Origin of the sequence: uncultured Pelagimonas sp. (genome assembly GCF_947498515.1) — a bacterium.
Taxonomy (GTDB): Bacteria; Pseudomonadota; Alphaproteobacteria; order Rhodobacterales; family Rhodobacteraceae; genus Pelagimonas.
The window spans coordinates 640,437-654,140 of the sequence record NZ_CANMKO010000001.1 but is presented as its reverse complement, the minus strand read 5'-3'; the positions used below and the strand labels follow the sequence as shown (position 1 = coordinate 654,140).

Here is a 13,704-nt window from a genome sequence, read left to right as displayed (position 1 = left end):
TCTCTGAGAGGCCTGCATGACGGGCCTCTCAGCCAGCGAACGGGATATTCAAATGCCAGTGCCTCAGATTCTCGCTGTCTCAGCAAGGACAGCGTCTCTTCTTGTTGTGCCAGAAGGTGCAAAATATACATTGCCCGCGCCGATACGTTGGACGCTGACGGATGCCGAGCATGTTGTTGTCAAATCTGGTGAAGCCCATTCTGTTGGTATTTTTCTCGACAAATTGACCCCGAACTCAACCTATCTATTTGAAAGCGATCTTGGCTCGGTCCGATTTCAGACCCAGTCATGTGCCGGTTTGATCGATGCCATGGAGTTTGGTGTGACACCGGATGCCAAAGATAATGGCCAAGCACTTCAGCGCGCCATTGAAGCCGTACCCAAAGGCGGCACTCTTCGGGTTGGCGCGGGCACCTACGCCAGCAGCCCTCTGTTTTTGCACCCCAATATGACCTTACTGTTGGAAAGAGGCTGTATTCTTTCGGCGATTTCTAACCGAAGCCAATGGCCTATTTTGAATGCGCATGACGAACAAGGTCGCGTGTTGGGCACCTGGGAAGGATTACCCGAAGCCAGCCACGCTGCTCTGATCACTGGCATTGATTGCCACAACCTAACCATTACCGGTGCCGGAACCATAGACGGCGGCGGGAGCACCGGCGACTGGTGGCAATGGCCCAAGGAAACACGCGCGGGTGCGCGTCGACCGCGGACCATTCATTTGGCGCATAGCAACCAAGTCACCCTGACCGGGGTCGCGGTTCGCAACTCCCCGTCTTGGACGGTTCATCCCTATTGCTGCAACAACCTTCATGTCTCAAACGTCTCTATCAGCAACCCACCAACCAGCCCCAACACTGATGGTCTTAACCCTGAAAGCTGCGAAGACGTCACCATTTCAGCGGTGCATTTTTCCGTGGGTGATGATTGCATTGCAATCAAGGCTGGCAAACGGGCCATAGATGACAATTCCCATCTTGTTCCAACGCGCGGGATAGCGATCCAGAATTGCCTGATGGAGCGCGGACACGGTGCCGTTGTTCTTGGGTCGGAAATATCTGGCGGTATTTTTGATATCGACATCCGGAATTGCGAGTTCAATGCCACCGATCGTGGCTTGCGGATCAAAACGCGACGCGGGCGCGGCGGCGAAGTTTCGTCGATCCGCATGTCAGATGTGGATATGACCGACGTCCCTACCCCACTGGCCATAAACGCATTCTATTATTGTGACCCGGATGGCAAATCAGATTGGGTTCAATCTCGCGAACCGGCACCGGTTTCGGAAACCACGCCAATAATAAAAGACGTCTCAATAGAACGCGTCTCTGCACGTGGCGTGACCACAGCATTTGCCGCCGTTCTTGGCCTTCCAGAGGCACCGATATCAGGCGTTACCATACGGGACGTAACGTTGACATTTGCGCCAAACCCCGCCCCGGACGTCCCACTTATGGCACTCCATGTTCCCACAATGGGTCACGCTGGCCTATGGGCCGAGTTTGCGACCGTTGACCACGACATAAACTTTTCCGCTCTCCAAAAGGATACTGCTCCATGTTGATGGCGTATTTTGACACATTGGCGCGAAACCATCAGCCCTACAAAGGCGGAGCCTGGTGCTACGAAGATGGCTTGATCTATCGCGGTTTAGAAAGCTTACATCGCGCAACCGGTGAAACCCGCTGGCTTGATCATCTTGTACGTTTGATCGAACCGCAACTGCTGGAGGGGCCAGACTTGGCCCAATACAAACCAAGCGACTACAATATTGATAATATCAATGCAGGACGGGCTTTGATGTACTTGCATGACGTGACCAGCGACGAAAAATGGTTGCGGTATGCTGAATTATTGATGGATCAACTTGCGACACAGCCCAGGACAACCACTGGCGTTTATTGGCACAAACTGCGTTATCCATGGCAAGTTTGGTTAGATGGCATTTACATGTGCCCGCCCTTTCAGATTTCATATGGGCTGCGCACCAACAATGATGCGCTGGTGGCTGACTCGCTTATTCAGATGAAGAAAGCGTTGGAACATACCTATGTGCGGGAAACCGGGTTATATGCGCATGCCTTTGATGAGGCTCGCAAACAACCTTGGGCCGACAAAAATACTGGTCACCCAAAAGCCCATTGGGCGCGCGCACTTGGATGGTTGGCAATGGCGTTGGTTGATGTTGCGGAATTGGTCGGGCCTGAGCGTTTTGCTCCGCTAAAATCGCAGACCGAAGATCTCTTGACCAGAATCGCCAATCTGCGCCGGCCGTCTGGCCTTTGGCTACAGGTCATCGACCAGCCGGATTTTCCTGAGAATTGGGAAGAAACCTCTGCCTCTGTCATGTTTGTTTACGCTCTGAACAAGGCAAAAAAGCTAGGGCTCGGAGGCGCTTTCACCAAGGATATGGCAACCAAGGTGTTGATGAATTCGCTGCGGCCCAAGCCGAATGGTGGTTTGGAAATGGTCCAAATCTGCCATGTCGCTGGGCTAGGAATGTATCAGGGGCGGTTCCGCGATGGCAGCGCAGCCTATTACATCTCCGAAACCTGTGCCATCGATGACCCCAAGGGTGTCGGCCCATTGATGACTTTGGCGGCCCTCTCTTTGGATGCCGTTGAAGAATTCGACGCATTTCACCGGGTAACGTAAGCCATACGGTCATTGCCGAAGTATTCCAAAACCCCGTGTTCCTTGCAATCGAAGCCTGAATAAGCCCCTGTTAGGAATAGATTTGGCGAGCTCATCAATAATCGCCACCATTCCAGACGCGACAGGCTTGTTTTATGCAATGTCTTGGCGAACATCGGACCATACAATGCCCTAGACCACCACCCACCAACGCCAGAAGTCATCATCCAGATAGACCAAAGGCCAGTCATGCACTAGCATTCGAACAGGAACACTTAAGCGGCGCTGGTCCGTGAACCGCAAAACTGAGGGCTAGGGCAATTTGATAAACAGGGTTTTAGAGGAACAAGGGCACCGTCAGAACCGGCTAGTGCAGCGGGCGTTGAATGTCTTCTTGGGGGCCTGTGTTGTCGGCTTACTTGTACAGGCCGCCCGTCTCCAACACTTCGGTCCTTCACCGATAATCCTCCTGCAATTTTCAAGCTTGCTATTGATGACTGCATCGCTTGCCTTGCGCAAATACCTTCCTGTTGTCGTTGTTGGGTCTATTTGCTTTTGTGTGCCCATTTTCATGACCCTGATTGGGATGCGCGAATACGGGTTGTTTGCAACAGGCTTAACTAGCGTCGTTGTCTTCCCCGCCTGTGCCGCAATTGTATGGGGCGCACGTCCGGGTGTGGCCGTCTATCTTGCAAGCCTTATCGGTGTTTTGGGGATGGTTTTGGCCTTTGGGGCTGGACTATTTGAACCGACTGTTCCAGCAATCGACTTCGCAGACAACTATGCAAATTGGTTGTCACGATGGTTCTCTTTCACGGCCATTTCCGGCGGGGCTCTAGGTATAGGAGTTTTGTACCGGCACTTTTGGGATAGCACCGTAAAAGCACTCATGGCGGAGAACGAAAAACGCCTGAAAAGTGAAGCTGGTCGTGACAATGCCGAAGCTTGGTGGAGGTCCATGGCACGCAACATTTCCGGTGTGATGTTTGAATATGTCAGGTTTCCCGACGGCAGCCACAAGATTTTGCGCATGAGCGAAGGAAGCATGGACTTTTGGGGACTGGCCCCAGAAGCTATTGAGAATGACATCAATATTTTATTTGAACGTGTCAGTCACAGCGCCCGCATTGAAGTTGAAAAAAAGCTTGTTTCCTCGATGGAGACGATGTCTCCCTTAAATATCAGGCTCTCGACCACCTCTGTATCCGGCGAGGAAAAATGGCTTCAAATGAGTGGCCAGCCAAGTGAGCACGATAGCGGTGGAACGATGTGGCATTTCTTGCTGCTAGATGTGTCGCGCGAAATGGCTGCGGAACAGGACGCGAAACACAAAGCCGAGCTTTTACAACAATCTGAACGTCAAAAAAGCATCGGCCAGCTCACCGGTGGTGTTGCACATGATTTCAACAATCTCCTTGCTGTGACATTGGGCAATTTGGAGCTTTTGCGAGATAATAAAAACGACGATCAAGACATCGCGCTTATAGACAATGCCATCAATGCGGTCATGCGCGGATCAGATTTGACTAAAAACATGTTGGCCTATTCCCGCCAAGCGCCTCTGGAACCAAAAGTCCTTGATTTGAATGAACTGATACGGGATTCCAAAAACTGGTTTGAACGAACCATTCCCGCAAACATTGATATAGACACTTCGTTCTTGGCGAACCTTTGGAAAATCGACGCCGACGAAAGTTCGACCGTTAGCGCGGTGTTGAACCTTGTTGTTAACGCCCGTGATGCCATGCCAGACGGCGGCAAGATCATGATGGAAACATCGAATGTTCGTATTGAGGAAGATTATATTGACGAGCGCGGAGAAGACATCGCGCCGGGTCGCTATGTTCTTTTGGCGATATCCGACACGGGCGTAGGGCTTGAACCAGAAACACTTGAGCGGATTTTTGAGCCCTTTTTTACAACCAAGGAGCCCGGGTCCGGTACTGGCCTCGGCTTGCCCATGATCTTGGGGTTCATGAAGCAAACAGGCGGGACTGTTCGCGTTTACTCTGAACCCGGCACCGGAACCACCTTCAAACTGTATTTCCCTGCATATTTTGGGGAAAATGTGCCCGTCTCAATCAAGGGGGACACTTTGAAGCCTTCGAAATCTTTGGGTGCCCGTATTTTACTTGTTGAAGACGAAGTCATGCTTTTGGAGAACTTGGAAACCGTTCTCAAAAAAGAGGGCTACCAAGTGGAAACCGCAAAAAACGGTGATGAAGCTGCTTTGATCTTTGAGGCAGACACGCGTTTTGACTTGGTCGTGACCGACATTGTGATGCCAGGGCAGCTTCAGGGAACGACGTTGTCACATAAACTACGCGAAATTCGATATGACATCCCGTTTGTGTTCATGTCGGGTTATGCGCGCGAAGCCGCTGTGCACGGCAATGGATTGCGCCCAGAGGACATTCGGCTGATGAAACCCATTCGTCGGCCTGAATTGATCAAGGCGATTGAACAGGCCATTGGTTCGGAAAAAACGCCTTGAGCCAACCAAGGGTTTGATATTGGGTTTTTACCCACGTCCGAACCAATTCTCAGCGTGACCAGCAGGGTGTAGCCAATGGCGCTATGCGGGCGATGAAAAAGACAACGACAACCCCTAGCGAGACGATCGTCCAAGTCTCCAAGCGGGCGACACGCAAACGGTTTTGCCGCTCTGCAAAGACCGTTTCATCCATGCAACTTCCAAAATCATCGGAATGCCCGCGTTCTACAGCGCATAGAACCTAGAAGCAGTACCGTGAAAAACTTGATCATGCATGCCCTGTGGAACAATAGACCGATGCGCCGTGACCAAGGTTGCATAGTCAGAATAGAGACTATCGACGGGAAAGTTTGAACCAAACATACAGCGTTCCGGGCCGAATTGCTCTAGGCAGGTTTCAATGATGGGGCGGAAGTCATCCTGTGTCCAATTGTGTTGAAACATTCCAAGACCAGACAGCTTGCAAGTGACTTGCGGCAAACTGGAAAGGCGGCGCATTTTGTCTGCCCAATCCCGTAGGCCTTGGGGCGAACGATCGTGCGGGCTACCTGCGTGACACAGAGCAATCTGGGTATCGGGCGCGCGTTCCAAGACACGGGCGGTTTTCTCCATCAGTTCGGGAATGAGTTGCAGGTCAAAGGACAGCCCTCGCCGCCCGGCCTCGCGCAAACCCTGTACAAAACGTGGATCGTCCAAAAGGCCATTGGTCCCTGTCACGGCATCCTCACCCGGGGCGCGGCCAACGATCTGACGCACACCACGAACAGTGGACAGGTTTTGAAAAGCGTCCAGAGTGTCGCCGAGATCGCAGGCTGTTAGGTCGCAAAAAACAACCTGCGCCATAGGCCAGTCAGCATTCGCATCGGCCACGGATTGCACCCAACGGGCCTCGGCCAATCCATCCGCGGCACCGACCTGTATGTGGACCGAAGCGGTGATCCCCTCTGTGGCGGCGTCATTGCGAAATTCTCTCAGCAAGTAATCCCGCTGGATCGGCGTCGGATCACCAAAGAACCGCGCGACGCCCTCGGCCATAAGCCATGGGTAACTCACAGCGGAAAGATCCCACAAATGATGATGCGCGTCGATCATGCCTCAGCTCCGTTTTGCAATTGCGCTAGAAAATCGAAGCCCTGACATTTCCAGAAATGCAGGAGGTCAATGAAAATCCAGTTTTCAGCCAGCTTGTCGCCCTCGCGGCGATAGATGTCGATAACCCGGAACTCCCCAATGTCGTTGGTTGCAGGTAGCCCCATGAAATCTCCGGTAAGGCGGGCAGAAAAGTTCGGCCAGCCAAAGAAACCGCCAAAATTGCCCTCGGCAAGACGCGCGATATGAGTGGTTTTAGAGCGATCAGAAAAGGCCGCGCGAAACGGGCCGGAATGTTGCAGCGCATAGCGTGGGATGGTGTATGTCGCGCCAATGCCGGTTGGCCCCCACCATAGCATGTCTTCGGCCCATGTCTGGCGCAGCTCATCCTCAAGGCTCAGCTCACTATCCCATTGCCCCAGATCGCTAATCATGCGGTTGATCAATGCCAGAGTATCTTTTCCATCCTGTTCGGGCGCCGGCCCAAATAGCAAACCGTCATGGGTCGCGGGGCCCGGCTGCACCAGCTGCGCGGCGGTCTGGTTGGGAAACAGCGTAACCCCCGCTTGCGCCATCAAGTGCGGCAAATCAAAATACATGGCGGTTTCAACTATCTTACCGCTCTTGACGCGGTGAAATTCGCAATAGCGCAGCATGGCGATTTTCCCGGTCGGCGGGATGCCAAGGAAAGGCGCATCGAACAACCCCATGAGATGGCCCATCGACACGACCCAAATGGCTTCGTCGTCTTGAATCCGGTTGCGTCCGGCAAAAAAGATATCCTGTCGGCGCTGCAAAGCCTTGAGGCTTTGCTTGAGGGGTCGCCAGAATTTTTGCGCAACCTGCTTGGGGTCGAACAACTCGCCGAAGGGGTGAAAACCGCGCCAAATGTAGCTATCGGCACAGTGCTGGGACAAGGTCTCCTCAATATCAGCATAAGGCGAATCCAATTGCTGATAGTAGTCCAATACGGCCTGCTTCGCGGCCTGAAGGTCTGACATAGCTCACTCTTTTCAAGGCGTTGCACCTATTTTGCATACGTGTGCAAAATTCTCTTGCCAAAATGTTGCCTCATTGCCTAACCTTTTGCAAGCGTATGCAAAGCGATTCCAACGGGAGGAAAAACCGCATGGCCGAAATTCGGTTGCAGAACATCCACAAGCGGTGGGGCAGCTTTGTTGGAGTTGAGAATTTCAACCTGACCATTGCCGACAAGGAGTTCCTCGTGCTGCTTGGGCCCTCGGGCTGCGGCAAAACCACGACCATGCGGATGATCGCGGGTCTGGAAGACGCAACCGAGGGAGAGATCCTGATCGACGGCAAAAAGGTCAACGATCTCGAACCCAAGGACCGCGATGTCGCCATGGTGTTCCAGAGCTACGCGCTCTATCCAAACATGAACGTCTACGAAAACATCCGCTTTCCCCTCAAGGTGCGTGGGACCGATCCCAACACCCATGACGAAAAGGTGCGCCGCGCCTCGGCCATGGTGGAACTAGATGATTTTCTACATCGCAAACCGGCAGAACTATCAGGGGGTCAGCGTCAGCGCGTGGCCCTTGCCCGGGCCATCGTGCGCGAGCCCAACGTGTTCCTGATGGATGAGCCGCTCTCCAATCTTGACGCCAAGCTCCGTGTAAGTACCCGCGCTCAAATCAAAAACCTCAGCCACGAACTTTCTGTCACCACGATCTACGTAACCCATGACCAGATCGAGGCCATGACCTTGGCGGATCGCGTGGTGATCATGAAACAGGGTGTGGTTCAACAGGTGGGCACACCGGTCGAAATCTACGACACCCCCGCCAACACCTTTGTCGCAAGCTTCATCGGCAACCCGGCCATGAACCTTTTGGAAGGTGAAATAAAGGATGGCGTGTTCACATCCGAAAGCACCGAAGTACGTGGCCTAGACGCGCCCAATGGCAAGATCACGCTGGGTTTCCGCGCCGAAGACGCCAACGTTGTCGAAGGCGGAACGGGCGGAGAGATCAACGCGCCAATCTATACGCTTGAGCTTTTGGGCGACAGCACCATGGTTTCGGTCCGCCTTGGCGGTCAGCTGGTTTCTGTGAAGGCCGACAAAACATTCCGCGCCGAAATCGACGACATTGTGTCGATGCAAATTCATACCGATCACTGCCATCTGTTTGATACCGCAACAGGTGCGCGCCTCGGGGGGTAACCCCCACTTTTCCGATCATTCGGAACAACCCGAGTGCAGCCTTCGAAGATGCACTCACCTCAACAGGGAGAAGAGACAATGTTCATGAAAAGAGTGGCCCTTGCCAGCACGATCGCCCTTTGGGCAGGTGGTGCCCTAGCTTGTGAAATCGACGCGCGCGTCAACATCATTGGCAACGAGTTCCCGGCGATCCAAACGGTTGGTGCAGGTGCTGCTGAATGCACCGGCGCTGAGGTCAAAAAGAACCTGACCGCAGATCACAAAGACATCCACGTTGCCGGCATGCAGGGCAATCCAGCCGAGTACACATCGGCCATTGTTGCGAACTCGACCCTGACCATCCTGATGAATGACGATCTGGTGCGTCCGCTGGATGATCTGATCGCCAAGCACGGTGCCGGTTTACAGAAAAGCCAGCTGATCACCATTGATGGCAAGGTCATGGCCGTGGCGTTCATGGCGAACGCACAACACCTGATGTATCGCAAAGACGTGCTCGCTGAGCTGGGCATCGAACCACCCAAGACCTACGAGGACATGCTCGAAGCGGCCAAGATGATCCGTGAAAAAGGTGTGATGGATAACCCGATTGGCGGTGCCTATGCGGCCGGTTGGAACCTAGCACAAGAATTCAACAACATCTTCTTGGGCAATGGTGGGTCGTTCTTCAAGGAAGGCAGCGCCGAGCCAATGGTCAACTCTGAGGCCGGCATTCAGACGCTGAACATGATGAAGGCGCTGACCGAATACATGAACCCCGACTTCCTGACCCATGATTCCAACGCAACCAACGCAGAATACCGCGCGGGCAACATCGCGATGCTGAACATGTGGGGGTCGCGCGCAGCAACCCAAACAACAGCGGACGGTGTGACCGATGAGGTCAAAGCCGGTCATGCGATTGCTGGTCCTTTGACCGTTGGCGGCGGCTCCATCCCGGCGTCGACCTTGTGGTGGGACGGCTGGACCGTAGCCAAAAACATCTCTGATGAAGAGGCCGAAGCGACCTTTGTTGCCATGATGAACGGCATCCGTCCTGACTTGATGAAGGACGACGAGATCGCCAGCCAAGCGGTTTGGCTGATCGAAGGCTATGAGCCAACAGATGCCGCCATCGGTGTTTTTGATGCGGCCAAGGCGGGCACCTTGCCTTACCCAATGGTGCCTTACATGGGCCTGATGCATGGCGCGATCGGCAACGAACTGGCTGACTTCCTACAAGGTAAGGAAAGCGCGGAACAAGCGCTGACCGATATCGAAGCGGCCTATGTCACCGCCGCTAAGGAAAAAGGCTTCTTGAAGTAAGATCCTCCCTCGGAGAGGGGGCAACCTCTCTCCGAACCTCACCAACCCCTCCTTTATTCGGATCACGAGATGAAACACCGCACGTTCTTCTGGTTCTTCCTGCCCACGGGGCTCGCGATGCTCTTGTTCATCGCCTTCCCAATCGTGTCGGTCGTGGTCCAGTCCGTCTTTGCCCCGCACGAAGCGGTGCTGAAAACCGTCGAAAACTGCACCCCGCTTGTGGGCTGCACCACCGAGACCACCATCGACCAAGATGCCACCCGCGAAATCCGCGATGCGCAGCCGCTAGGCCGGTTTGTTGGGCTCGACATTTATCTAGACCGCGCGCATTTGGCTGTGGCCGAGGTCAGTGACGCCTGGGCCACCACCAATAGCTGGGGCGAATTTTCGGACAAGCTTTTTAACCTACCGCTATACCGCGCGCTGGCCTTTACCCTAACCTTCACATTCATCGTGACACCGATGCTGATCATCTTTGGCTTGATGATCGCGCTGGCAGTGAATTCTCTTCACCGTCACCTCAAAGGCTTCATGATCTTCTTTTCGCTGCTGCCGATGATCGTGACGCCGCTAATCGGCTCACTCATCCTGTTTTGGATGGTGGATAGCCGCGGTGTTATCGGCTCGGCGCTTGTTGCATTGGCGGGTGATCCGAACTTCTCGCTCAAGGCCTCCACTGGGCTGACTTGGGTCATGCTGATCGTCTACGGCGTCTGGCACTCTGCTCCCTTTGCTTTTGTGGTCTTTTACGCTGGGTTGCAGACCCTCCCCAAGGACCAGATCGAAGCGGCGCAGATCGACGGGGCAAGCCGCTGGCAACAGATCAAATACGTGGTGGTTCCCCACCTTATGCCGCTGGTGACCTTTGTGGCGCTTATCCAGCTGATGGACAATTTCCGGGTCTTTGAACCGGTGGTCGGCTTCAACGCCTCGGCGCATGCGACCTCGCTGAGCTGGATCATCTTCAACGATCTTGGCGGCGAAACCCGACAGCTTTCTGCGGCTTCTGCAACCTCTGTTCTTACCATTCTCGGCGTGGCGATCCTGCTATCCCCAGTGCTGGTTCGGACCTGGCGCGATTTCAAGGGCAAGTAACATGGCATCCAAAGCACAACGCATGCCCACCGGGCTCCGTATCCTAACCAACGGTTTTGTACTGGTCTGGTTCATCCTCGCTGCCTTCCCCTTCTTCTGGACGCTCTGGGGATCGTTCAAGGTCGAGCTGGATTTCTTCTCCATCGCCGATTGGACCAATGCCCTGACTGGCGAACGGACCAAAGCCACCTATGGCAGCGCTTTTACCGGAGCCGCCTATGAAGGGGCTTGGGTCCAGGAAGAGTTTTGGCGCAATGTTATCAACACCTTCATCGTGTGTTTCTTTGTGGTCTGCACATCGCTGACCATCGGCACATTGGGTGGCTATGCCCTGTCGCGCTCTGGCTATCGCTATACGTTCTGGCTGCTGATCACCGCGCTGATCTTTCGTGCCATGCCGCCGATCACGCTTGTTGCGGGCTATCTCTTGCCCTTCTTTGAATGGAATGTCTGGGGCATCCTGCCGACTACAATCATTGTATTGGTGGCGATCAACCAACCCTTTACGCTCTGGATGTTGCATTCGTTTTTCCAAAACATCCCGAAAGAGTTGGACGAGAGCGCCAAAGTTGACGGCTGCACACAGTTTCAAGCCTTCCGCCATGTCATCGTACCGGTCATGTGGCCGGGTGTGATCACCACTGGCCTGTTTAGCTTCTTGCTGGCCTACAACGACTTTGCGGTGACTGCGATGCTCCTATCGGAAAGCAACCGCACCATGGTGCCTGCCATCGCCGCTTTCCTTGGCACAACCTATACCGAGGGCAATGTCATGTTCGCCGTTGCCGCCGTTGTCTCCGCCACTGCGCCGCTGTTCATCCTTGTGATGTTCTTCCAGCGCCAGATCGTTTCGGGCCTGACCGCAGGCGCGGTAAAGGGATGAGTTCGACCGCCCGCTCCAGCGCCATGTCGCGCCATCCGGCTCTGAACAGGATGCCTCGGGATTTTGTCAGCAAGGGCACCCCTGCCCCGCTGATCTATCCCGACATTCCAAAAGGAGACGCCCAATGAAAGGCTCCCGCCCTGAACAGGCCGTGCTGACCCGCGACACGGACATGAGCAAAACCGAAGATACCCGCCGGGTGATCGAAACCATGGTGGATGGTCTCAACGACCATCGCATCAACGATATTGGCGAGTTTTTCAGCGAAGGCTTTCGCTGGATGGGGAACCAAGGCTGTGGCACCAAGACCGGCCTTCAGGAGTTTCAAGACAACTGGCAACGCCCCTTTCAGGCTGCGTTTTCGGACAAGACCTGCATCGACGAAGCGCGTCTTTATATGGGCGAATGGGCCGCCGCCTTTGGCCGCCAAGAGGCCACTCATAGCGGTACGTTTCTCGGGATTGCACCAACCGGCAAGCGCATCGAGATCCGCTACATGGACTTCTGGAAAGTCGTTGATGGCAAGATCGTCGACAACTGGGTGAATGTGGATTTCGCCCATGTTGCGGCGCAATTGGGCGTCGATATTTTCAATGGTGAAGGCTGGGAAGCCTATGACCGAGGCGAGCGCACCGCCCCCCGGCCAGACACCGAGCCCGATAAGTGAGGACAAGGCAATGACAATCGAACACCTGAAACGGGGCAAACCCGAGGCGGACCGCGCAGAAGACGACGCCAAGACAGCGGCCGTGGTGGCGGCAACGCTCAAAGATATTGAAACCCGCGGCGATGCAGCTGTACATGAGCTGGCGGTCAAGTTCGACAATTATGACCGCCCGACCTATCGGCTGAGCGAAGCAGAGATCGCGACGATCATGGCCAAAGTGTCGGACCGTGAAATGGCAGATATTAAGTTCGCCCAAGAACAGGTTGTGAATTTCGCCCAAGCCCAGCGCGACAGCATGCTGGACATCGAGATCGAGACCATGCCCGGCGTGATCCTTGGCCACAAGAACATCCCGGTGCAATCGGTTGGCTGCTACGTTCCCGGCGGCAAGTTCCCCATGGTCGCCTCGGCCCATATGTCCGTCGCAACCGCCAAAGTCGCCGGTGTACCGCGCATCGTCGCATGTACCCCGCCCTTCAACGGAGAGCCGAACCCAGCGGTGATCGCCGCCATGCATCTTGGCGGCGCGCATGAAATATATGTTCTGGGCGGCATCCAGGCCGTGGGCGCGATGGCGATCGGAACCGAGACCATAGACCCGGTGCATTTGCTGGTCGGCCCGGGCAACGCCTTTGTTGCCGAAGCCAAGCGGCAATTGTTCGGACGTGTTGGCATCGACCTCTTTGCTGGTCCGACCGAAACCATGGTGATCGCCGATGACACGGTGGATGCAGAAATGTGCGCCACCGACCTGCTGGGTCAGGCCGAACATGGCTATAATTCCCCCGCTGTTCTCGTGACCAACTCGCGCAAGCTGGCCGAGGACACCCTGTCCGAGATCGACCGCATCCTGAAAATCTTGCCCACAGCGGGAACTGCCAAGGTGAGCTGGGAAGACTACGGAGAGATCATCGTCTGCGACAGCTATGACGAAATGCTGACCGTGGCCGATGATATCGCCTCCGAGCATGTCCAGGTCATGACGGACCGTGATGATTGGTTTCTTGAACACATGACGTGTTACGGCGCGCTGTTCCTTGGGCCACGCACCAATGTGGCCAATGGTGACAAGGTGATCGGCACCAACCACACGCTGCCTACCAAAAAGGCGGGACGCTATACAGGTGGCCTTTGGGTTGGCAAGTTTCTGAAAACCCATAGCTATCAAAAAGTCACCTCGGATGAGGCGGCCACGATGATCGGCGAATACGGCTCACGCCTATGTATGCTCGAAGGGTTTGTTGGCCATGCAGAACAATGCAACCTGCGGGTGCGACGCTATGGTGGGGTGAATGTCCCCTACGGCGAAGGCGCGCCCTATCGCGACGCCGCTGAATGACAAAAGCCGGGTG

The 13,704-nt window shown here is 54.7% G+C and carries 11 protein-coding genes; 9 read left to right on the top strand and 2 right to left on the bottom strand.

Going from position 1 to position 13,704, the window contains the following annotated elements; all coding sequences use genetic code 11:
* The first annotated feature begins 16 nt into the window (after window positions 1-16).
* The 3 genes from Q1A43_RS03280 (at window position 17) to Q1A43_RS03270 (ending at window position 5,128) form a co-directional block, all read left to right on the top strand.
* Window positions 17-1,564, top strand: coding sequence for a glycoside hydrolase family 28 protein (locus tag Q1A43_RS03280; protein WP_299932457.1), 1,548 nt, complete (start codon window positions 17-19; stop codon window positions 1,562-1,564).
* Window positions 1,558-2,655, top strand: coding sequence for a glycoside hydrolase family 88 protein (locus Q1A43_RS03275; protein WP_299932456.1), 1,098 nt, complete (start codon window positions 1,558-1,560; stop codon window positions 2,653-2,655). Before Q1A43_RS03280 ends, Q1A43_RS03275 begins: the two co-directional genes overlap by 7 nt.
* Before the next feature lie 472 nt (window positions 2,656-3,127).
* On the top strand, window positions 3,128-5,128 hold the full coding sequence (locus Q1A43_RS03270) for an ATP-binding protein (protein WP_299932455.1): 2,001 nt from the start codon (window positions 3,128-3,130) through the stop codon (window positions 5,126-5,128).
* A 225-nt stretch (window positions 5,129-5,353) separates the two neighbouring features.
* Here Q1A43_RS03270 and Q1A43_RS03265 read toward each other — a convergent pair whose 3' ends face one another.
* Both Q1A43_RS03265 and Q1A43_RS03260 read right to left on the bottom strand, forming a co-directional pair.
* A complete protein-coding gene (locus Q1A43_RS03265; protein WP_299932454.1) occupies window positions 5,354-6,220 on the bottom strand; it encodes an amidohydrolase family protein in 867 nt (288 codons plus the stop codon).
* Window positions 6,217-7,218, bottom strand: a complete 1,002-nt coding sequence (locus Q1A43_RS03260; RefSeq protein ID WP_299932453.1) for an ester cyclase — start codon at window positions 7,216-7,218, stop codon at window positions 6,217-6,219. Before Q1A43_RS03260 ends, Q1A43_RS03265 begins: the two co-directional genes overlap by 4 nt.
* A 128-nt stretch (window positions 7,219-7,346) precedes the next feature.
* Between Q1A43_RS03260 and Q1A43_RS03255 the strand changes: the two genes are divergently transcribed.
* The 6 genes from Q1A43_RS03255 to hisD all read left to right on the top strand — a co-directional run bounded on the left by Q1A43_RS03255 (window position 7,347) and on the right by hisD (window position 13,691).
* A complete protein-coding gene (locus Q1A43_RS03255) occupies window positions 7,347-8,402 on the top strand; it encodes an ABC transporter ATP-binding protein (RefSeq protein ID WP_299932452.1) in 1,056 nt (351 codons plus the stop codon).
* Window positions 8,403-8,480: 78 nt separating this feature from the next.
* Window positions 8,481-9,707 (top strand): extracellular solute-binding protein, encoded by a 1,227-nt coding sequence (locus Q1A43_RS03250; protein ID WP_299932450.1) that lies wholly within the window; start codon window positions 8,481-8,483, stop codon window positions 9,705-9,707.
* Between the two features lie 69 nt (window positions 9,708-9,776).
* A complete protein-coding gene (locus tag Q1A43_RS03245) occupies window positions 9,777-10,802 on the top strand; it encodes a carbohydrate ABC transporter permease (RefSeq protein ID WP_299932448.1) in 1,026 nt (341 codons plus the stop codon).
* Between the two features lies 1 nt (window position 10,803).
* Window positions 10,804-11,685, top strand: a complete 882-nt coding sequence (locus Q1A43_RS03240) for a carbohydrate ABC transporter permease (protein WP_299928600.1) — start codon at window positions 10,804-10,806, stop codon at window positions 11,683-11,685.
* Window positions 11,686-11,809: 124 nt separating this feature from the next.
* Window positions 11,810-12,352, top strand: a complete 543-nt coding sequence (locus Q1A43_RS03235) for an ester cyclase (protein ID WP_299932446.1) — start codon at window positions 11,810-11,812, stop codon at window positions 12,350-12,352.
* A gap of 10 nt (window positions 12,353-12,362) precedes the next feature.
* Window positions 12,363-13,691, top strand: coding sequence for a histidinol dehydrogenase (gene hisD, locus Q1A43_RS03230; RefSeq protein ID WP_299932444.1), 1,329 nt, complete (start codon window positions 12,363-12,365; stop codon window positions 13,689-13,691).
* The last annotated feature ends 13 nt before the right edge of the window (window positions 13,692-13,704 follow it).